The sequence below is a fragment of the Nitrincola salilacus genome (assembly GCF_046271865.1).
Classification (GTDB): Bacteria; Pseudomonadota; Gammaproteobacteria; order Pseudomonadales; family Balneatricaceae; genus Nitrincola; species Nitrincola salilacus.
The window spans coordinates 1569600-1590896 of the sequence record NZ_CP176580.1 but is presented as its reverse complement, the minus strand read 5'-3'; the positions used below and the strand labels follow the sequence as shown (position 1 = coordinate 1590896).

The following is a 21297-nucleotide window of genomic DNA, read 5'->3' as shown; positions in this document are numbered from 1 at the left end:
CTCACTCGAGAGACTGCAGGTCGGCGGGCAACAACTCCACCGGCAGATTCTGATAACAGACCGGCCGCAGGAAACGCCGGATCGCCATCGTCCCCACTGAGGTGGCGCCGAAGTTGGTGGATGCCGGATAGGGCCCCCCGTGGACCATCGAATCGCATACCTCGACCCCGGTCGGGAAACCGTTGGCCAGCACCCGACCCGCCTTGCGCTCGATGATCGGCATCAACTGGCGGGACTGAGCAATATCGTCGGTATCAAGATGCAGGGTGCAGGTGAGCTGACCTTCCAGCGAACTGGCCACCGTCAGCATCTCATCGAAATCAGCCACTTTGACCACCAAGCCTAGCGGTCCAAACACCTCTTCCCCGAGCGTTGCATTTTCCAGCCACTCGCGACCCGAGGTCACAAACAGATAAGGCGTCGCATTCCGATTGTCGCACGATGTGACCAGTACCTCACGCACACCGCTGGACGCCTGTATTCTGCCCGCTCCACCACGATAGGCCTCAGCGATGCCATCCGTGAGCATGGTCTGCGCGCCGATCCCTTCCAGCGTCTTGCCAGCCGTTTCGATAAAGCGCTCGGCGTCGTCGCCATCAATCAGGATGGCGAGCCCCGGATTGGTACAGAATTGTCCCGCCCCCATCGTCAGCGACCCAGCCCACCCCTCGGCGATTGCACCACCCCGCTGAGCAACTGCCGTCGGCATCAGGAACATCGGGTTAACAGAACCGAGTTCGCCGAAAAAAGGGATAGGTTCCGGGCGCTGAGCACAGAGGTTGAACAGGGCACGCCCACCACCGAGGCTACCGGTAAATCCGACAGCCTTGACCCGCGGATCCTGCACCAGCGCCTGACCCGCTTCACGGTTGCCGCCCTGAATGAAGGAAAATACTCCTGGGTGCAGATTGAGCACCTGACGCGCCGCGTCGATCGCCTTGGCGACGAGTTCACCTGTACCAGGATGTGCCGAATGCCCCTTGACGATCACCGGGCAGCCAGCCGCTAACGCAGAAGCGGTGTCGCCTCCCGCCACGGAGAATGCCAATGGAAAATTGGAGGCGCCAAATACCGCCACAGGCCCCACTGGACGCTGCATCAAACGCATGTCGGGACGTGGCAGCGGGCTGCGTTCCGGCAACGCTCGATCATGTCGACGATCCAGATAATCACCTTCTGCGATATATTGGGCAAACAGGCGCAACTGACCCACCGTTCGCCCGAGTTCACCGATCAGGCGTGCTTCGGGCAGACCGGTCTCCTGACAACCTATCTCGATGATGGCGTCACCTCGGGCATAAATCTCGTCGGCGATGAGATCAAGGAAAACAGCACGCTCTTCACGACTAGAGTAACCGAAGGAGGCAAAGGCTGCCTCAGCGGCCTGAGCAGCCTGTTCAACCTCAGCCGGTGTCCCCACTGAGAACTCGTGCGCCGATCCCTTTGATGGTGACGAATGGAAAGTGCGGTCGCCGCCCACCCAGTGACCGGCTATCAAGTGTTTGCCTGTCAGCATTGTAAAACTCCCAAATTTGAAAATGTGAAATGACTCAATGACTGTCTCTCGGCACCGCCGCGCCTCGACAACCGCGCAAAAAATCAAAATCGGCGCCAGTATCGGCACCCTGCACGTGCTCGTAGAACAACCGGGCATAACCGCTTTCCGGCGCTTTCACCGACGACTGCCAGTCCGCCATTCGAGCGGCCAGCGCTTCGTCAGAGATATCCAGGTGCAGGCGGCGGTTGGCCACATCAAGTTCGATCATGTCGCCGTTGCGCACCACCGCCAACGGCCCACCCGCCGCCGCCTCCGGAGTGGTGTGCAACACTACAGTGCCATAGGCCGTGCCGGACATGCGGGCATCGGAGATACGCACCATGTCGGTGATTCCCTTGCGCAGCACCTTCGGCGGTAGTCCCATGTTGCCCACTTCGGCCATGCCGGGATAACCCTTGGGCCCGCAGTTTTTCATCACCAGAATACAGCTCTCATCAACATCCAGGTTTTCGTCGTTGATCCGCGCCTTGTAGTCGTCGATATCCTCAAAAACCACGGCACGGCCACGATGCTGCAACAGCCCTGAAGTCGCGGCCGACGGTTTGAGCACCGCACCACCCGGCGCCAGATTGCCCTTGAGCACCACGATGCCACCGCTGGAGGTCAGCGCCTTGTCTACCGGGCGAATCACATCCTCGTTCCAGTTGTGTACATCTTTCACCTCCTCCCAGATCGCACCACCGGAAACGGTAAGCGCCTCCCGGTGCAGCCTGTCGCCCTCACCAAGCATCCGGATCACCACCGGTAGTCCACCGGCATAGAAGAACTCTTCCATCAGATATTTGCCCGACGGCATCAGATTGACAATAGTGGGGATATCTCGGCCAAGACGGTCCCAGTCGTCCAGAGTCAGATCAATACCGACACGTCCAGCAATCGCCAGCAGATGGATCACGGCATTGGTGGAGCCACCGATTGCACCATTGACGCGGATCGCGTTTTCGAACGCCTTGCGGGTCAATATATCGGAGGGTTTGAGATCGTCCTTGACCATCTGCACGATACGACGGCCGGATAGATGCGCCATCACGCGACGACGGCTATCCACCGCCGGTATGGCTGCGTTGCCGGACAGCGCCATCCCCAGCGCTTCAGCCATGCTGGCCATAGTGCTGGCGGTGCCCATGGTGTTACAGCTGCCGGCTGAGCGCGACATCGCCTGCTCCGCTTCAAGGAAGTCCTCGGTACTCATCTTGCCCGCCTTGATATCCTCCGACATCTGCCAGAGTGCAGTCCCGGAACCAACCCGCTCGCCACGGAACCAACCGTTGAGCATCGGTCCGCCCGACACCATAATGGCAGGAATATCGGTACTGCAGGCGCCCATCAGCAGTGCCGGCGTAGTCTTGTCGCAACCGGCCAGCAGCACCACGCCATCCAGCGGATTGGCGCGTAGCGCCTCCTCCAGATCCATCGCCGCCATATTGCGGTACATCATCGCACTCGGGCGCAGCGAGCTCTCGCCGGTGGAAAACACAGGGAACTCCAGCGGCAAGCCACCGGCTTCGTAGATACCATGGGCCACCCGCTCTGCCAGATCACGCAGATGGGCGTTGCAGGGGGTCAATTGCGACCAGGTGTTACAGATGCCGATCACCGGCCTGCCATCAAACAGATCCGCCGGTAGTCCCTGGTTCTTCATCCAACTGCGATGATAGATGTGATCGCGGCTGGTGCCGCCGAACCATTCGGTCGACCGCAGCTTGCGCGGCCACTTCGCGGGGGTGAACTCGCTCATACCCAGCCTCCATCGACAATGAAATTCTGCGCCGAACACATGGCCGAGGCATCGGATGCCAGAAACAGTGCCATCTGGGCGATATGCTCCGGCAGCAGCGGCCCCTGCAAGCACTGGCTGCGCTCGATCAACTCTCTGGCCTTGTCATCAACCCAGAGTTTCAACTGTTTCTCGGTCATCACCCAGCCCGGCACCAAGGTATTGACGCGGATACCTTCGCCTCCGAGGTCACGTGCCAGGGCGCGGGTCATACCATGGACAGCCGCCTTGCTGGCGGCATAAACCGGGTAGCCGGGCGCGGCCATCATCCAGCCCATCGAGCCGAAATTGATGATCGAGCCCCGACTGACCTGGCGCATCATCGGCACAACCGCCTGAGCCGCGAACATCTGATGTTTGAGGTTCACGGCAATCAGCTCATCGAAGCGCTCGTAGCTGATCTCATCCAATGCGTGACGCACATCATTGGCTGCATTATTGACCAGGACGCTAATCGGCCCGAAATGGTCGGCAATTTCGTGTATGGTGCTCTGATAGCCCCGCACATCAGTGATATCGCAGGGTCTGAAAAGTACTTGAAGTCCTTCCTCTACGAGTTTTTCCTCCAGCGCCTGTCCGGCCCCGGTGTCGATATCAACGAAAGCGGTGCGGCTTCCCTGACGGGCAAAGGCTTCCACCAGCGACTGACCGATGCCGGTGGCACCGCCGGAAATCAGCACCTGGCGCCCCTTCAGATCTGGATAGATAGCCGGAAGATCGGCTCCTCTGACTGTCATAACGGTTGTACCTCCGGGATGTGTAATTCGGCCCGGCTTACCGGGTTACGCAGGGGTAGCCCCATTTGCGGTGCTTCGATCTCCAGAGTGTCGCCCTGCTCCACTCGGACATCGTCAGCAAACGAGAGCGTCGCCGTGCCGAACATATGCACGTGCAGATCACCGGGTTCGCGGAACAGCCCGTACTTGAAGTGGTGATACTCCAGATTCGAGATGGTGTGGGACATGTTCTCCTCGCCGGATAGGAAAGGCTTTTCCCAGATCACCTCGTTGTTACGCAGAATCCGCGAACGGCCGCGAATATCCTGCGGCAACTCACCCACCAGGATCTCCGGACCGAACGCAGCCGGACGCAGTTTTGAGTGAGCCAGATACAGGTAATTGATCCGTTCAGTCACGTGATCGGAAAACTCGTTGGCCAAGGCAAAACCGAGCCGGAAGGGTGTACCGTCCGGACCGATCAGGTAGAGACCGGCAATCTCCGGCTCCTCGCTGCCGTCCAGAGCGAAGTCCGGCGAAACCAGGGCATCGCCCGGCGCCACCGCCACCGCCCCGGTGCCCTTATAGAACCACTCCGGCTGTACTCCGGTTTCGCCGGGGCCGGGCTTGCCGCCTTCTACCCCCATGCGGAACATTTTCATCGAATCGGTCAGCCCCTCACTGTTTTCTGAGGTGTGCATTGCATCCCGAGCGGAAGCCGAACCAAGGTGAGTCAGTCCCGTGCCGGTCAGAAACATATGTGCGGGATCCGGATGACGCACTGGGCAGTCCAGGCGACCGTCGGCGGCCAGCGCCCTCAGGTCGACCATTTCACCCAGCCCGTGGCGCTTGATCACCGAACGCATATCAAGCCCGGCAGTGATCGCCTCCTGTGCCAACGCATAACTGCTCTCGGCATCGTTGACCCTGTACGCGATCTCTGCCTCGCGCCAGATGACGCCGCCCCGTTTCAATTGAGACAAATACATTACAACCACCCCTTGTTAGCGCTGTTTGGTCTTGTTGTAGACATCAAATATCACCGCGGCGAGCAGCACCAGGCCCTTGATTACCTGTTGCCAATCGATACCGATCCCCAGGATCGACATGCCGTTGTTCATCACCCCCATAATCAACGCGCCGACCACGGCACCGATTATCTTGCCAACCCCACCGGACATGGAGGCACCGCCGATAAACACCGCGGCGATAACATCCAGTTCGAATGCGAACCCCGCTTTCGGCGTCGCCGTGTTTAGACGGGCGGCAAAAATCAACCCCGCCAACGCCGCCAACATGCCCATGTTGGCAAAGGTGAGGAAGGTCAGGCGCTCGGTGTTGATACCGGACAATTTGGCGGCCTTTACGTTGCCGCCCAAGGCATAGATGCGGCGACCGATGGTGGTCCTGTTGGTCAAGAAGGTGTAGGCAGCGATCAGAACTGCCATGATGATCAACACATTGGGCAGGCCACGATAGGTGGAGAGCAGCCAGGACATGTAAACAATCGAACCGGCAATGAGCAGGTTGCGACAGATGAAGAATACAAAGGGCTCATTTTCGATGCCATACTGCAGCGCACGAGCGCGACCTCGGGCCGCCAGAATCACGATGGCTGCCGCCGCGAATACACCGAGCGCAATCGCTGTCACATTAGGACGATCGATACCGAAGATATCCGGAATAAAACCGGTGCTCAGAAGCTGGAAATGCTTCGGAAACGGACCCACTGACTGGCCTGCCAGCAGCGCCAGGGTGAGGCCGCGGAACACCAACATGCCCGCCAGGGTGACGATGAACGAGGGGATCTTCCAGTAGGCCACCCAGTAACCCTGGATCGCACCGATCAGCAAGCCGCAAAGCAGACAGACCGGCACCACGACTGCCATTGACAGTTGCCACTCCACCATCATCACTGCCGCCAGAGCACCGATGAAGCCCAGCACCGATCCCACCGACAGGTCGATATGGCCAGCCACGATAACCAGCAGCATGCCAATCGCCATGATGATGATATAACTGTTCTGCAGTAACAGGTTGGTCAGGTTGACCGGACGCATCAACGTGCCTTCGGTCAATACCTGAAACAGCACCATGATGACCACCAGCGCCGCGAGCATGCCGTAGTCGCGCAGATGACCTGCGAGATGGGCCTTGATCGAGGGCTGCTCACTCGCTTGTTCCACAGCAGTATTATTGCCTTGTTGCATTATTATTCTCTCCACTCACGATTTCACGATCATCGACATGATCTTTTCCTGACTGGCCTCGTGACCTGCCAGCTCTCCGGCAAAAGCGCCCTCATTCATCACGTATATGCGGTCACACATACCCAGCAGTTCGGGCATCTCGGAGGAGATGAAAATCACCCCCTTACCCTCGTCAGCAAGCTGATTGATGATGCTGTAGATCTCGAACTTGGCACCGACATCAATGCCGCGTGTGGGCTCATCCAGTATCAACACTTCCGGTTGGGCGAACAGCCACTTACTGAGTACGACTTTCTGCTGGTTGCCACCGGACAGGTTGACCACTTTCTGGAACACACTCGGTGTACGGATATTGAGTGCCTTGCGATACTTTTCGGCGACGATTTGCTCCCGGTTCTCGTCGATGACGGCATGAGAAGAGACGCCATGCAGATTCGCCAACGTAATGTTTTTGAGAATCGTATTTTCCAGTACCAGACCCAGTTCCTTGCGGTCCTCGGTGACGTAAGCGATCCGGTTTTTGACAGCGCTACGGACACTCGACACATCGATCTCCTTGCCCCGGAGATGGACCGAGCCGGAGATATTACGGCCATAACTATGGCCGAACAGGCTCATGGCAAACTCAGTACGGCCCGACCCCATCAAACCGGCAATACCAACGATCTCTCCGGCCGCCACTTTGAGATTGATGTTCTTGATCACCTGCCGCTCGGCATTTTCCGGATGCCAGACATTCCAGTCCGAAATTTCCATCAGCGTCTCGCCAATATCGGGTGTTCGTTGGGGGTAACGATGTTCCATGTCACGCCCCACCATGTCGCGAATAATCTCCTCTTCACTGATCGTCGACGCCTGGCAATCCAGGGTGGACACTGAGGTGCCGTCACGAATAACCGTGATGCTGTCAGCCACGCGGCTGACCTCGTTGAGCTTGTGGGAGATCATGATCGATGAGATCCCCTGCATCTTGAACTCGAGCAGCAGATCCAGCAGTTTCTGGCTGTCGTTCTCCTGCAGCGCCGACGTGGGCTCATCCAGGATTAACAGCTTTACGCGTTTCGACAACGCCTTGGCAATCTCGACCAGTTGCTGCTTGCCGACACCCAGCTTCTCAATCTGGGTCGATGGTTTATCAGCCAGACCCACCTTTTTCATCAGCTCAGCGGTACGCTGGAATGTTTCCGGCCAGTCGATGACACCCATGGCCGCGATCTCATTGCCGAGAAAGATGTTCTCGGCAATCGACAGTAGCGGCACCAGTGCCAGCTCCTGATGAATAATGATGATCCCTTCACTTTCGCTGTCATCGATTCCGCCGAACGCCATGGGACGCCCTTCAAACAGAATTTCCCCGTCGTAGCTACCGTGAGGGTAGACCCCGCTGAGCACCTTCATCAGCGTCGATTTACCCGCGCCGTTCTCGCCGCACAGGGCATGAATCTCGCCTCGACGCACCTTAAGGCTTACGTTGTCCAACGCCTTCACACCAGGAAAGACCTTGGTGATGCCGCGCATTTCCAAAATAGTATCTTGCATGGGAGTTGTCCGCTTGAACGGACCCGCCGAAGCGGGCCCGGCGACTTGACACGTTACTTAGAGGTTTCGACCTGTTCCAGCTTGTAATAGCCACTGTCCACCACCACCGGTTTCCAGTTGGACGCGTCCACCGGCATCGGCTCAAGAAGGAAAGAAGGCACCACCTTGACGCCGTTGTCGTAGGTTGAGGTGTCATTGATCTCCGGCTCGCCGCCTTTCAGCAGCGCATCAACCATGCCAACCGCTACGCCTGCCAGTTCACGTGTATCCTTGAACACCGTTGAATACTGCTCGCTGGCCAGAATAGACTTGATGGAGGGCAACTCGGCGTCCTGACCGGTCACGATCGGCATCGGCATATCGGCGGAACCATAACCCACCCCTTTCAGCGAAGAGAGAATACCGATGGAAAGCCCATCATATGGAGAAAGAACTGCATGAATGCGCTTATCGGTGTAGTGCGCGGACATCAGGTTATCCATACGCGCCTGAGCGAGGGAGCCATCCCAACGCAAGGTACCGACCTTATCCATCCCCATCTGGCCCGAAACGACCTTGACCTCACCGGAATCGATCAGCGGTTGCAGAACGGACATGGCGCCGTTATAGAAGAAATAGGCATTGTTATCGTCAGGTGAACCACCGAACAGCTCGACGTTATAGGGCGGTTTGAAGCGGGATTTCAATCCTTCGACCAGAGAGGTCGCCTGCTGAACACCAACCTTGAAGTTATCGAAAGTGGCATAGTAATCAACATATCCGCTGTCACGGATCAGGCGATCATAAGCAATCACCTTGATGCCCGCTGCATTTGCATTTTCCAGCGCATTGGACAGGGTGGTGCCGTCAATCGCTGCGATAACCAGCACATCGACCCCTTTCACGATCATGTTTTCGACCTGAGCCAACTGAGTCGGAATATCGTCTTCGGCGTACTGCAGGTCAGTCTTGTACCCCGCTTCCTCGAACTGTTTGACCATGGAGTGGCCGTCAGATATCCAGCGGGAAGAAGAGTTGGTAGGCATGGCGATACCGACATAACCATCGGCTGCAGCCATCGCCGCACTTGCGGTCAGGAATGTGGTGCCCAATGCCAGGGCGGCGAAGATATTTTTCATTCTTTTCATCGGTTTTTCCCTGTTCGCGGCATCAGCACCGATCGGCGAATCCAAACGGGCATGCAGACTCCGCTGTTATTTTTATTGTGAAACCCCCTGTGGTCAGAGGGGAGATACCAGAATAAACAACACGTATATATCAATCAAATAGATAATACAGCAAATAACATACCAAAATTGTTATGCAAATTCATATCCAACCCCTTAAAACTACATCCTCAGACACTCGCTGTCCGCATGCCAGAGAAGGAACGGGTAATCAGTCGCTGCAGTACGATGAAGCCGAACAACAGTAAACCGATCATGATTTTGGTCCACCAACTGTTCAGGGAACCGTCAAAGGCGATCAGGATTTGGATCACTCCCATGATCATGCCGCCAAGGAAGGTACCGGCGACAAACCCCATCCCTCCGGTCAGCAGGGTACCACCGATCACCACCGCCGCGATCGCGTCAAGCTCGACACCAGTCGCCGCCAATGGATAGGCAGAGGCGGTATAGAAGGCGAATACAACACCGGCCAGAGCACTGAAGAATCCAGACAGAGCGTAGACCCGCACCAGCGTCCCCTCGACCGGAACTCCGAGCAGTTGTGCTGAGTGACGGTCGCCGCCGATTGCGTAAATGTTGCGACCAAAGCGGGTGTAGTGGGCAATCAGGATTCCGAAGAGCACCGTAGCCAGCATCAACAACGCCGACGCGCTGAGCCAGCCACTACCTGGCAGGGGCAACTGGAAATCGCCGAAGGCACCGACAAACGGATGGTTAATCGGTACCGAATTCAGGTTGATGGTAAAACAGATACCACGCAGGAAGAACATGCCAGCCAGGGTGACAATAAAGGGTTGAATATCGAAGTGTGCGATGATCAACCCCATGAAGGCGCCGAACAACGTGCCAACCAGAAGTGCCACGACAACTGCCGCCAGCGGGTGCATACCAAATCCGGTAACCAGCTCGGCAATCAGAACACCGACAAATGCGATCATCGACCCCACCGACAAATCGATGCCACCGGAGAGGATCACAAAGGTCATCCCGACTGCCGTGATAACCAGAAAAGCGTTATCAGTCAGAAGATTGCCGAGCACGTAAGTATCGCTGAAAGCAGAGTACTCATTAATACCGTATGTATACAGCAGCACCAGTACCGCTACGGTGGCGATAATCGGATAGAAGCGTTCATTGATTTTCATGCTTTTTCCTTTGTACGAGGTGTAGCAGACCCTGGCGGAATCCAGGGACTTGCATCAGCAATACGATCAGCACAACAGCAGCCTTTACCACCAGGGTGTACTGCGACGGCAGGCCCGATAGCAGAATACCGGTCGTCAGTGACTGGATGATCAATACACCGATCACCGTGGCGCCGAGATAGAAGCGCCCCCCCAGTAATGCCGCGCCCCCAAGCACGACCGCCAGAATTGCGTCCAGCTCAAGCCAGAGCCCGGCGTTGTTTGCATCCGCTCCGCGAATATCGGCGGCAATAATTATTCCAGCCACTGCGGAGCAGAGACCGGAAATCATGTAGGCCAGCACTTTGATGCCGCGGGCATCGATCCCCGCCAGCCGACTGGCGCGGGCATTGGCACCCACCGACTCGACAAACAGCCCCAGGGCGGTCTTACGCATTGCGAACCAGAGCAGCATGATTACCGCTGCCGCGATGAGTACCCGCCAGGGGATGCCAAACAAATAGCCGCTGCCGATCGCTTCGAAGAACTCACCGTGAAAGGTCAGAATCTGCCCCCCGGTAATCATCTGAGCGATGCCGCGCCCGGTCACCATCAAGATCAGCGTGGCAATGATCGGCTGGATGTCGAGATAAGCGATCAGCAGCCCATTCCATAACCCACACAGTAAGCCTGTGCCCAGGGCAGCCAGCACGATCACGCCCGGCGGCAACTCGGTGTCACGAATGAGGACTGCCATCACTGCACCGGAGATCGCGATAACCGATCCCACCGACAGGTCGATACCCCGAGTACCGATCACGATCGCCATACCCACCGCCACCAGTGCCGCAGAGGCGCCACGATGCACCACGTCAACCAGCGAACCATACAGGTGACCGTCGACGACGCGCAGATTAAGAAAACCGGGTGACACCATGCTGATCGCCACCACGATCAGCAGCAGGGCGCAGAGCGGGCCAAACCAGGGGAGCTGCACGAGTGCCCCTGGCAAACGTGATACCCACCGCGCTTTAGTTGTTTCCGTCTGTAGACTGGTCATTGTGCGATTGCCTCGATGATATTGTCCTGTGTGATCTGCTGACCTCTCAGTTCGGATACCAACTCGCGGTCACGCATGACGGCGACGCGGTCGGAAAATGCAACGATCTCCTCCAATTCGGACGAGGCCACCAGGAGCGCCAGCCCTTCACTGCACAGGGTCTTGATCAGTTTGATGATGTCGGCATGCGCGCCAACATCAATGCCTCGGGTCGGCTCGTCGAGCAGCAAAAACAGAGGCTTGGAAACCAGCCAGCGGGCCAGAATCACCTTTTGCTGGTTACCGCCGCTGAGCTGACCGACCGGTTTTTCGCTATCCGGTGTGGCAATCCCCAACGCCGCGATCATCTCGTCACTCAACTTCTGTTGCTCTGGACGCGGTATCGGCTGCAGCCAGCCCCGCCGCCCCTGAAGGGCAAGCATAATATTCTCACGCACACTCAGCTCAGCCACGATCCCGTCCAGCTTGCGATCTTCCGGACAGAGTCCGAATCCGGCACGGATGGCGTGGCGGGGCGAACGCAGTTGCAGAGGCTTGCCATCGATGCTGACCGAGCCACTATCGGCCCGACGTACGCCGAAGATGAGTTCTGACAGCTCCGTACGACCGGAACCAAGCAGCCCGGCTAATCCGATGATTTCACCTCCAGAAAGGTCGAGAGTAACCGGCTTCAGCACCCGTTTTTTGCCCAGTCCTTTAATCTGGATACGGCGACTCGTTGCATGGGTCACACGACTCTCTTGATGGCGCTCGGTGCTGATCTCGGCCAACTCCCGACCCAGCATATGGTTGACCAGGTCGATCTGCCTCAGCTCCTGAGTCACGAATGTGCCGACACGCTGCCCGTTGCGCAGCACCGTGATGCGATCGGTCACCGCATAGACCTGATCAAGAAAATGGGTGACGAAGATGATACCCAGGCCCTTCGCTTTCAGTTCCCTCATGACACGGAACAGGATCTGGATCTCATCGCTATCGAGACTGGCGGTGGGCTCGTCGAGAATCAGTACTCGTGCGTCCAGCGCGACAGCGCGGGCAATTGCCACCAATTGTTGAATGGCCACCGAATAGGAACCCAGTGGACGATGGATATCGAGATCCAACCCCAGTATATCCAGCGCCTTCGTGGCGGCACCTGCGGTTTGTTTCCAGGCGATCAACCCCAGCCTCCGATGTTGGCGCTCCAACATCAGGTTCTCGACCACTGACAGAGTCGGTACCAGATTCACCTCCTGGAACACCGTGGAGATACCTAGTGCCTGGGCTTCTCCAGGGTGGGACGGGTGTATCTCCTGACCATCCAGAAACACCTGGCCCTCATCACGCGGATGAACACCAGTGATCACTTTGATCAGGGTGGATTTGCCGGCTCCATTTTCGCCGAGCAGAGCGTGTATCTCGCCGACGGCGAGATCGAAGTTCACGTCTTGCAAAGCCTTGACGCCAGGGAAGAACTTGCCAACCCCGCGCACCGACAACACAGGTTGTGTATATTCAGACATCTGCTCTCTACCTTTGCTGGGGATAAGGGAGAGTGGACTCCATCCTGATCCACCACTCCTGGGAAGGGCGTATCCGGCTTAGCTGCTACTACGTTTCTTATACTCCTCAGCAGCTGTATCCGGTAGATAGAGCGGACCGTTAGCCTTGATCCATTTCGGTACATCCCCGCCCTTCTTAGCGGTATTGATGGCGTCGAAAGCGGGGCCACCCAGATGCGGATTCAGCTCGATCGTGGCGTTGGTGTCGCCCTCGGCCATCGCCTTGAAAATATCCGGCACAGCATCGATTGAAACCACCAGCAGATCCTGCCCCGGGGTCAGCCCGGCTTCCTTGATCGCCTGAACGGCACCCAGCGCCATGTCGTCATTGTGAGCGTAGACGGCACAGATATCCTTGCCACCATCTTCAGCTTTGAGGAAACTTTCCATCACCTCCTTGCCGCCGGAGCGAGTGAAGTCGCCGGATTGGGAGCGAATGATCTGGAGGCTCGGGAAGTTCGAGATAACACTCTCGAAGCCTTTCTTACGATCATTGGCGGCAGAGGAACCCACAGTACCCTGCAGCTCGACCACGTCGCACACGCCGTTGGTTTCCGCGGCCAGCCAGGCAGCAGCCAACGAGCCCTCCTGCACGAAGTCGGACGCCACTTTGGTCAGATACAGCGATTGATCCGCATCGACGCCACGATCCACCAGCACCACCGGGATACCGGCTCGACTCGCTTCCTTCAGTACCTGATCCCAGCCGGTTTCCACCACCGGGGCCAGCAGGATTCCGTCTACCCCCTGAGCAATAAACGAGCGTACCGCCTTGATCTGGTTTTCCTGCTTCTGCTGTGCATCTGAGAATTTCAGATCGATACCGCGGCGTTGCGCCTCAGCCTTGATCGACGCCGTTTCCGACGTGCGCCAGCCGCTTTCCGATCCGATCTGAGAAAACCCGATCACCATCTCTGCCTGGGCCGCGACTGAGACTCCCATCATCAGTGCAACAGCTGCAGTCGAGCAAACCAATTTCTTGAGGTTCTTCGTTGAATTTCGCATCAATTTCTCCTTGGTTGCAGTTTCAGTAAGAGTTACCGAAATGGGCATAAAGCCCCTGCTCTTATATTTATTTTTCAATCTGTCAGGCCATGACAGACCAAGAAAAGACTAAATCAACCGATACATAACATTCAAATAGAAATAATGAGGACTTTCATATCAATTATGATATAATCGCAACCTATGAAATCTACCCTGTCCAAGCACCTCAAAATCAACCAGTTGCGCCTGATCTGTGCCATTGCGGAGCATGGCCAACTCAGTTTGGCCGCCAATGAGGTGGCAGTTACCCAGCCCGCGGCGTCCCGCATGCTGTCGGATATCGAACAGAGCATCGACGCGAAACTGTTCGAGCGCCACGCCAAGGGAATGGAACTGACACTGATCGGACGGCGTGTTGCCCAGCGTGCGCACAATATGTTGGTCGAGCTGCGCGATCTCTCGCGAGACGTGGATGAGATGAAGCGCGGAGAGAGTGGTGTTGTGACCGTTGGTGCCGTCACAGGCGCTGCGGTGGGTTATGTGATTCCGTCGATCCGACAGCTCAAGGCGATCGCACCGAAAACCGAGATCAACGTCAACGTTGATACCAGCGATGTGCTGTTACGCGACCTTGTGGCCGGCAAGAACGACTTTGTTCTGGCCAGGGTGATGCCGCAGTTCGATGCCAGCGACTTCGAGATCCGACCAGCCAAGTCGGAAGATGTCCGCCTGATCGTGAGGGAGGATCATCCACTGGCCCATGTGAAGGAAGTTTCTTTGCGGGATCTGGTGTCTCTCGAATGGGTTATGCAAAGTCACCGCGTCCCCATGCGGGAGGCGGTCAACAACGCCTTCCTGTCGGCCGGACTTCAGCCGCCCGACAACATCATCAATTCCACCTCCCTGCTGGTGATGATCTCCATCCTGGTATCCTCATCGGCCATCGCCCCGATGGCCAGCGAAGTGTCCGACCTACTGATCGGTCGCCAGGTCGGCACCCGGCTGAAAGTTCTTCAGTTGCGCGAACCGATCCAGATGTCACCCTACTACCTGTTGAAGATGAAAGGACGCCAACTATCCCCGGTGGCGGAACGTCTCATGTCATTGGTGGAAGAAGAGCTTAAACGGAACCAGCGGACCTCGGGAGGAGAATAAAAGCATCCACCTTGTGGCTACCGGCAGGACATCTCTCATGAATTTTCACTCCGCACCAGAAGGTGCTTCATTACACTGCCCGAGCTGCTGCATAGTAGACACCTTCAAGTATCAGCGCCGTCTTGCCTTGTTCTTGAATTTCGACCTGAAGCGGGAGCTTTCCTCGCCCTTTTTCACGAATGCGCAACAAAAAGGGATGCAGCACATCATCATCAGGCAGCGACACACAGGCTTGGAAATCAGTGGTAACCGGCTTCAGATACTTTATCTGACTTTCGGCAATCATCACGTCGCAGTCGAGCCCTTGCGAGCGCAGATAAAGCGTTGTCAGACACCAGCCACTGAGTGTGGACAATGCCGCCAGCGAACCGGCAAAACCAGTGCCTTTGTCGTTGATATTGGCGCTCAGGGGAGCACTCAGTGTCAGCACCCGGTCATTCAGACTCAATTGATCGATCTGCATGGCACTGACCAATGGAATTTGGGTACGTAGCCAACTCAAAAATACCTCAGCGTCCTCTGGCTTCAGATTCATCACTGACCCCACTGCTGCACAAAATCGGCAGACTTCAGCTCCGCAACAGCTCGATGCTTGCGCGCCTTACCCAGATAGATAAAACCTGTGATCTGTTCATTCTCTTCCAGCCCCAGGCCACGAAAAACCATCGGGTCAAAGGCCATGGAGCCTGTACGCCAGATCGCGTCCACACCCTGCGCAAAAGCAGCCAGCAAAATGCCATGTGCGGCACAACCAGCCGCAATCTGTTGTTCGATCTGCGGCACTTTAGGATGGTCTGTCAGCTTCGCCACTACAACAATGATCATCGGTGCCCGCAGAGGTTTGCCACGCAGCTTCTCAATCTCGGCATCGCTCATGTCGGGATTTTTCGTTTTGGCAACCTCAATAAACAGATCAGCCAGTCGATCTCGCCCTTCGCCCTCAATCTGGATAAAGCGCCAGGGCTTCAGATTGCCATGATCCGGCGCACGCAACGCCGCCCGATAGATAAGATCCAACTGTTCGGCGGTCGGCGCTGGGCCTTCAAGCACAGGGGATGACACCCGATTGATCAATAGTTCTGTTGCTTCCATGTTTACCTCTACGTGTTTTGCCACGACAGTTTTGTCACGACAACTATTACCGCAACAGACTATTGCCGAGATAGTCGCGGATTACTGGGCTCACCATCAATACTGGAGCGATAGGGGTTGATATCCAACCCGCCACGGCGCAGATAGCGCGCATAGACGGTCAGCTTCTGTGGGCGGCAGCGCTGCCAGATATCCATGAAGATATTCTCGACACACTGCTCATGGAAATCGCCATGCTCTCTGTAGGAGATCAGATAGGCCAGCAGCCCTTTGCGATCGATTTTCTCACCCTTGTAGCGGATATGGATGCTCGCCCAGTCCGGCTGCCCCGTCACCGGGCAGTTGGATTTCAACAGATGGCTGAACAGGGATTCCTCAACCACCGACTTGCTTTCACTGCGCAGTAACTCCGGTTGAGGTTCGTAGTGCGTGACCTCAATATCCAACTCATCCAGACACTCACCATGAAATTTATCAATCGTCAGAGTGGCATCAGGTTTTATCAGGCGAACGCCGACTGCGCCGCCGGCTGCTGCAGACAGATCACGACGCAACAGCGCTTCAACTTCAGACTCCTGCCCGAAACGGCTCAGATTCAACGAGTTCAGGTACAGCTTGAAGGACTTGGACTCGATGATATGTGTCGACGTTGCCGGGATTCTGAACTCGGCCAACCTGACCACTGGCTTGCCCTTATTGTTAAGCCAGGACACCTCATAGGCGTTCCAGATATCCATACCGCGAAACGGCAAACCACTGCGTTTAATGCCTCGCGCCTGCCAGTTGCTGTCGCGCGCTATCGGATAGAGCAGCGCAGGATCATACTGGTTGACATAGGCGGTCTCTTTGCCCAACGGCGATTTATGCAGAATTTCCTCTTCGCTCATCAGCTGCGAATCCCCTTACCCGTATTGAGCAGATGCAGACTGAACGCGGTCAGCAGCCCAATGAAAATCAGAATCATCGTGAACGCAATACCGATATGGATATCGCTCACACCCAGAATACCGTACCGGAAGCTGTTGACCATATAAAGGATCGGATTCAACTGCGACACCCCCTGCCAGAAACTCGGCAACAGGCTGATCGAGTAGAACACACCGCCCAGATAGGTCAGGGGAGTCAGGATGAAGGTCGGAACAATCGATATATCATCAAAACTGTTGGCATAGACTGCATTGATGAAGCCCCCCAGTGAGAAAACCACCGCGGTCAGGAACACTGTACCGATCGTGATCATCAAATGATGAACATGCAGTTTAGTGAAAAACAGCGACAACAGCGTAACTATCAAGCCCACCGCAAGGCCACGCGCCACACCGCCGAATACAAAGCCAGCCAGAATCACCCAGTTGGGGACAGGTGCCACGAGCATCTCTTCGACATGACGCTGAAACTTGGTGCCAAAAAAAGATGACACCACATTGCCATAGGAGTTTGTGATTACTGACATCATGATCAGGCCCGGTGCAATATATTCCATATAACCGAAACCGCCCATCTCACCGATACGGCTGCCGATCAGGTTGCCGAAGATGATGAAATAGAGTGTCATGGTGATGGCCGGCGGCAACAGCGTCTGCACCCAGATCCGTGTAAAACGACGCACCTCTTTCACCAGAATGGTCCAGAAGGCGGTCCACAGGAGTTGATTATTCATGCTGGCTCCTGATTCAGATTCTTATCCACGAGTGACACAAACAACTCCTCCAGTCGATTTGCCTTGTTACGCATGCTGACTACCTTAAGACCGGAAGCCTCCAACTGCGCAAAGAGATTGTTCAGCCCCTGCTCTTTATCTACTTCCACCTCCAGGGTACGAGGAGCGGTCAGCCTTGGCCGATAACCATTGAGCGCTGGCAGTTGCTCTACATCCGATTGCAGATCCAGAATAAAAGTCTCGGTATTCAGCTTCTGCAACAGAGATCGCATGCTGGTGTTCTGAATGATTTCTCCACGATCAATGATCGCAATGTTGCGGCACAGACTCTCGGCCTCTTCCAGATAGTGGGTCGTCAGAATTATCGTGGTGCCCTTGCTGTTGATCTCACGCAGAAAGCTCCACATCGAGCGGCGCAGCTCGATATCCACCCCGGCAGTCGGCTCATCCAGTATCAGCATGCGCGGCTCATGGACCAGCGCACGTGCAATCATCAACCGACGCTTCATCCCACCTGACAACATGCGGGCGCTGACATTGCGTTTGTCCCACAGACCCAGTTTATGTAGATAAAACTCGGCGCGTTCAAGACCCTGACGCCGCGGTATACCGTAATAACCCGCCTGGGTTACGACGATATCGAGCACCTTCTCAAAGTTGTTGAAATTAAACTCCTGAGGCACCACACCGAGTTCCATCTTGGCTCTGGCCGTATCAGTTTCAAGATCATGCCCGAAGATACTGACCTTACCGGAGCTTTTGTTCACCAGAGACGATACGATACCGAGCGTGGTCGACTTACCCGCACCATTGGGTCCAAGCAGCGCAAAAAAATCACCCTCCTGCACCTCCAGTGAGATACCCTTGAGTGCCTCAAACCCATTACCATAGGTTTTGCGCAACTGATCAATGGCCAATGCAACAGTCATAACATAAAATCCTTAATTAGCCGGATAGCTTAATCTGCGGGTGATCGATTGCATTTTCAACTGCAAGCCCCCATAAATCAGCTAATTCGTTTCAATCTTTGCCGAGGACAACCGTGACCGATTTTCATACCTATCACCTGAATCTGCTCAAACTGGGCTACAACAATCTGATCAAGCAAGAGCCCTTCAACAGTGAAGATGCCGATGCTGTGGATGCTGAGTTTCTGGAACAGTTTGCCGCACTGATAAGCGCCTTCGAATCTCACGAACCAGTTGCTTACGATGAGGGGCAGTATCTGATGGCACGACTGGTACGCGCCTACCCACAACTTGTACCACTGGTTGCCCGTGATCTGTTTTGGTTGTTTGGTGGTGATTGTCTGCACTTCATGCCGGATGATGAGATCAGTCGGTTTCAGCAACTGGATGAGCTGCGTGCCGAGGCTGAAGAATCAGGCAAGGCGTTCGACTATCTGGCTGCCCGCACTCGGTTGTTTAATCAGCATTGAGCTGCCAATAAGTGCCTTCAATACAGCCATCTGAAACAACTGCCGTCGGAAAAGCAAAGCCAGATTATACCCTGATCTGGCTTCAACCACAGCAGATCCAACAAACAGCCGGGTTATTTACTCTCCAGCACCCAGACACCCTGCCAGTCTTCCGGTGGGTGATTGATCAGATGTATGCAGTAGCGCAGATAAGAAGCAGCCACTGCATCGCTCTGCGCAAGAGCCAGAAAACAGCGCGCCGCTGCTTCAAACTCACCCTGATAAAAGCGATTAAGAGATGCTTCAAAGTAAGCGTGGTGTTCATCATCAAGGTGTTCCGGTAACGGCTGAAACAGCGTCACTGGCTCTCGTCTACCCATAACTGCTACACAGCCTATCTCACGCAGTGCCAATGAATTGCCCACTTCTGCGCGGATGACATGAGACAACAGGGTACCACTGCAGAACACCTTATTGACCCCTTCAAGCCTTGCCGCCAGATTCACCGCATCACCCAGCATGGTGTAATCAAATCGGGTTTTAGAACCCAGATTACCAACCACCGCCTGACCGGTATGCAAACCGATACGCATAAACAGTTCATGTCCGGTCCATTCACGGTAGCGCGGCCTAAGCTCATCGAGCTTCTGCTGGCATCGGACCGCCGCGCGGGCAGCATGCAGCGCATGACCTGGAAGATCCACCGGCGCATTCCAGAAAGCGATGATCGCATCACCTTCGTATTTATCAACGGTTCCTCCCTCCTCCTGGATGATCTCGGTCATCGCTGACAGATAATCGTTCAGCAATTCCGTCAACTGATCCGGTTCCAATTTTTCTGATACCGAGGTAAACCCCTCCAGATCGGAGAAGAAAATACTCAATGTCTTGCGCTCGCCCCCCAGGCGCAGTCGATCAGGCTGACTCACCAACTGCTCAATCACACCCGGACTGAGGTAGTGCTGAAAAGCATTGCGAATAAAGCGTCTCTGCCGCCCCTCAACTGCATAGTTCAGCAGCAGACAGACAAGCACCGCGAGCAGAGTGGAGACCTCAAGCCAAAGCACCGGTAACCAGTAACCCAGCTCATAAGCAGCGACCGCCAGCGGGATAGGCAACAGTATCAGCAGAGCACCAGCCAACGCACTTGCCAATGCTGAAGAGAAACGGATCAGCATCAGGGCAGAGAAAAATGCCAGCAGCAACGATAACAGACCCGTCAGCCAGTCCGGCACCATTTGCATGAAGTCGTCAGCGAGCAGGTTATCCAGAAATGTTGCCTGAATCTCAACGCCGGGGTAAACACCCCCTACCGGTGTCGGCCTGAGATCAAACAGACCTGGAGCCGAGAATCCGAAGAAAACATACTTCCCCGCCAACTCTTCAGGAGCAATCACCGGCTCCTCACCGGCACGCAGGCGTAGTTCCGATTGCAAAATGGCGGCTGCACTATAGGCGGTATGAGTGCCGGATGGGCCTCTGAAGCGAAGTAGTGCTCGTCCCTTATCATCCAGTGGAATCTGCTTTTGTCCCAATTGCAGCGAATCAGGCGTAGCCACCACCTCCATACCGGGGTTTGCAAGGAGAAAGGCAGCCAGTGCCAACGACGGCACCGGACGGTCGTGGAAAATCTCGAACGGTCTGATACGTCGATAGATACTGTCATTATCTGGCTGATTGCGCACATTACCCAGCCCGGCAGCACTGCTTGCAAGCTCATCAAGCGGCAAGGTCATGCTGTCGACCCGGGACCACCAGGTATCCGGTACAGGAGGTGTTTCTGACAGCGCAAAGCCTGAGATAGGCAGTTCGCCCGGCCACTCTGTCGTCTCTTCTGAGCTATCGTCTAAGCCACCTTCACTGGCAAAAAGCGCAATCACCGAAGGCTGGTCACTAAGAGCCTGCGCCAGCCGTTCATCATCCGAAACACCATAGACAGAGGGCTCTATAAACAGCACATCATAAATAAGTGCTCTGACACCACTGCGTGCGACAAAATCGGCAGCGATCGCATACAGCTCCCGAGGCCAGGGCCAGCCCAGACCACTTTCCTGACTCGCCCAATCCAGGCTGGGCTGATCGAGCATGATCAGGGCGATCTGCTCGGATTCGGGAACAGGCTCTGCCAACCAGGATACTCGCATATCCCAACTTCTGGCTTCCCATCGCTCCAGCGCTCCCGAGAACCAGAGTAGAGCAGCCATCAGACAGGCAATAACGGTCACCAGCAGTGCCCGCAAAGGCACTGACTTCAGAAAGGCCTGATTCAAAAGCTGCAGCTCCTGTCAGGTG

At 55.8% G+C, this 21297-nt stretch carries 19 protein-coding genes; 2 read left to right on the top strand and 17 right to left on the bottom strand.

Going from position 1 to position 21297, the window contains the following annotated elements; genetic code table 11:
• Position 1: 1 nt before the first annotated feature.
• The 11 genes from ACK3CJ_RS07495 to ACK3CJ_RS07445 all read right to left on the bottom strand — a co-directional run bounded on the left by ACK3CJ_RS07495 (position 2) and on the right by ACK3CJ_RS07445 (position 13699).
• Complete coding sequence (locus tag ACK3CJ_RS07495; protein ID WP_409525817.1) at positions 2-1516, bottom strand: aldehyde dehydrogenase (NADP(+)); 1515 nt, start codon at positions 1514-1516, stop codon at positions 2-4.
• A 34-nt stretch (positions 1517-1550) separates the two neighbouring features.
• Positions 1551-3296: an L-arabinonate dehydratase gene (araD, locus tag ACK3CJ_RS07490; RefSeq protein ID WP_409525816.1), complete on the bottom strand. Its 1746-nt coding sequence runs from the start codon at positions 3294-3296 to the stop codon at positions 1551-1553.
• Complete coding sequence (locus ACK3CJ_RS07485; RefSeq protein ID WP_409525815.1) at positions 3293-4072, bottom strand: SDR family NAD(P)-dependent oxidoreductase; 780 nt, start codon at positions 4070-4072, stop codon at positions 3293-3295. Before ACK3CJ_RS07485 ends, araD begins: the two co-directional genes overlap by 4 nt.
• The gene (gene araD1, locus ACK3CJ_RS07480; RefSeq protein WP_409525814.1) at positions 4069-5040 is read right to left on the bottom strand and encodes an AraD1 family protein; all 972 of its coding nucleotides are present in this window, start codon (positions 5038-5040) and stop codon (positions 4069-4071) included. The genes ACK3CJ_RS07485 and araD1 overlap by 4 nt, the downstream gene beginning before the upstream one ends.
• A gap of 15 nt (positions 5041-5055) precedes the next feature.
• On the bottom strand, positions 5056-6261 hold the full coding sequence (gene mmsB / locus ACK3CJ_RS07475) for a multiple monosaccharide ABC transporter permease (protein WP_409525813.1): 1206 nt from the start codon (positions 6259-6261) through the stop codon (positions 5056-5058).
• 15 nt (positions 6262-6276) lie between these two features.
• Positions 6277-7800: a multiple monosaccharide ABC transporter ATP-binding protein gene (mmsA, locus tag ACK3CJ_RS07470; RefSeq protein ID WP_409525812.1), complete on the bottom strand. Its 1524-nt coding sequence runs from the start codon at positions 7798-7800 to the stop codon at positions 6277-6279.
• 53 nt (positions 7801-7853) lie between these two features.
• On the bottom strand, positions 7854-8927 hold the full coding sequence (chvE, locus tag ACK3CJ_RS07465) for a multiple monosaccharide ABC transporter substrate-binding protein (protein ID WP_409525811.1): 1074 nt from the start codon (positions 8925-8927) through the stop codon (positions 7854-7856).
• Positions 8928-9136: 209 nt separating this feature from the next.
• Positions 9137-10114, bottom strand: coding sequence for a galactofuranose ABC transporter, permease protein YjfF (yjfF, locus tag ACK3CJ_RS07460; RefSeq protein WP_409525810.1), 978 nt, complete (start codon positions 10112-10114; stop codon positions 9137-9139).
• Positions 10101-11153, bottom strand: a complete 1053-nt coding sequence (locus tag ACK3CJ_RS07455) for an ABC transporter permease (protein ID WP_409525809.1) — start codon at positions 11151-11153, stop codon at positions 10101-10103. Before ACK3CJ_RS07455 ends, yjfF begins: the two co-directional genes overlap by 14 nt.
• On the bottom strand, positions 11150-12655 hold the full coding sequence (locus ACK3CJ_RS07450; RefSeq protein ID WP_409525808.1) for a sugar ABC transporter ATP-binding protein: 1506 nt from the start codon (positions 12653-12655) through the stop codon (positions 11150-11152). The genes ACK3CJ_RS07455 and ACK3CJ_RS07450 overlap by 4 nt, the downstream gene beginning before the upstream one ends.
• A gap of 78 nt (positions 12656-12733) precedes the next feature.
• The gene (locus ACK3CJ_RS07445; protein ID WP_409525807.1) at positions 12734-13699 is read right to left on the bottom strand and encodes an ABC transporter substrate-binding protein; all 966 of its coding nucleotides are present in this window, start codon (positions 13697-13699) and stop codon (positions 12734-12736) included.
• Positions 13700-13882: 183 nt separating this feature from the next.
• Here ACK3CJ_RS07445 and ACK3CJ_RS07440 point away from each other — a divergent pair, with 183 nt between their 5' ends.
• Complete coding sequence (locus ACK3CJ_RS07440) at positions 13883-14836, top strand: LysR family transcriptional regulator (protein ID WP_409525806.1); 954 nt, start codon at positions 13883-13885, stop codon at positions 14834-14836.
• 70 nt (positions 14837-14906) lie between these two features.
• Here ACK3CJ_RS07440 and ACK3CJ_RS07435 read toward each other — a convergent pair whose 3' ends face one another.
• Genes ACK3CJ_RS07435 through ACK3CJ_RS07415 form a run of 5 tightly spaced genes read right to left on the bottom strand, consistent with a single transcriptional unit; the run spans position 14907 to position 18517 of the window.
• Positions 14907-15371 carry a YiiD C-terminal domain-containing protein gene (locus ACK3CJ_RS07435; RefSeq protein ID WP_409525805.1) on the bottom strand — a complete coding sequence of 155 codons (465 nt, stop codon included), beginning with the start codon at positions 15369-15371 and terminating at the stop codon, positions 14907-14909.
• Positions 15371-15928 (bottom strand): NAD(P)H nitroreductase, encoded by a 558-nt coding sequence (locus ACK3CJ_RS07430; protein WP_409525804.1) that lies wholly within the window; start codon positions 15926-15928, stop codon positions 15371-15373. The genes ACK3CJ_RS07435 and ACK3CJ_RS07430 overlap by 1 nt, the downstream gene beginning before the upstream one ends.
• A gap of 59 nt (positions 15929-15987) precedes the next feature.
• A complete protein-coding gene (gene queF, locus ACK3CJ_RS07425) occupies positions 15988-16815 on the bottom strand; it encodes an NADPH-dependent 7-cyano-7-deazaguanine reductase QueF (protein ID WP_409525803.1) in 828 nt (275 codons plus the stop codon).
• Entirely contained in the window at positions 16815-17588 is a 774-nt protein-coding gene (locus ACK3CJ_RS07420) for an ABC transporter permease (protein ID WP_409525802.1), read from the bottom strand. Before ACK3CJ_RS07420 ends, queF begins: the two co-directional genes overlap by 1 nt.
• Positions 17585-18517, bottom strand: coding sequence for an ABC transporter ATP-binding protein (locus ACK3CJ_RS07415; RefSeq protein WP_409525801.1), 933 nt, complete (start codon positions 18515-18517; stop codon positions 17585-17587). The genes ACK3CJ_RS07420 and ACK3CJ_RS07415 overlap by 4 nt, the downstream gene beginning before the upstream one ends.
• Before the next feature lie 113 nt (positions 18518-18630).
• Here ACK3CJ_RS07415 and ACK3CJ_RS07410 point away from each other — a divergent pair, with 113 nt between their 5' ends.
• On the top strand, positions 18631-19026 hold the full coding sequence (locus ACK3CJ_RS07410) for a PA2817 family protein (protein WP_409525800.1): 396 nt from the start codon (positions 18631-18633) through the stop codon (positions 19024-19026).
• A 113-nt stretch (positions 19027-19139) separates the two neighbouring features.
• Here ACK3CJ_RS07410 and ACK3CJ_RS07405 read toward each other — a convergent pair whose 3' ends face one another.
• Positions 19140-21275: a CHASE2 domain-containing protein gene (locus ACK3CJ_RS07405; protein WP_409525799.1), complete on the bottom strand. Its 2136-nt coding sequence runs from the start codon at positions 21273-21275 to the stop codon at positions 19140-19142.
• Positions 21276-21297: the final 22 nt, after the last annotated feature.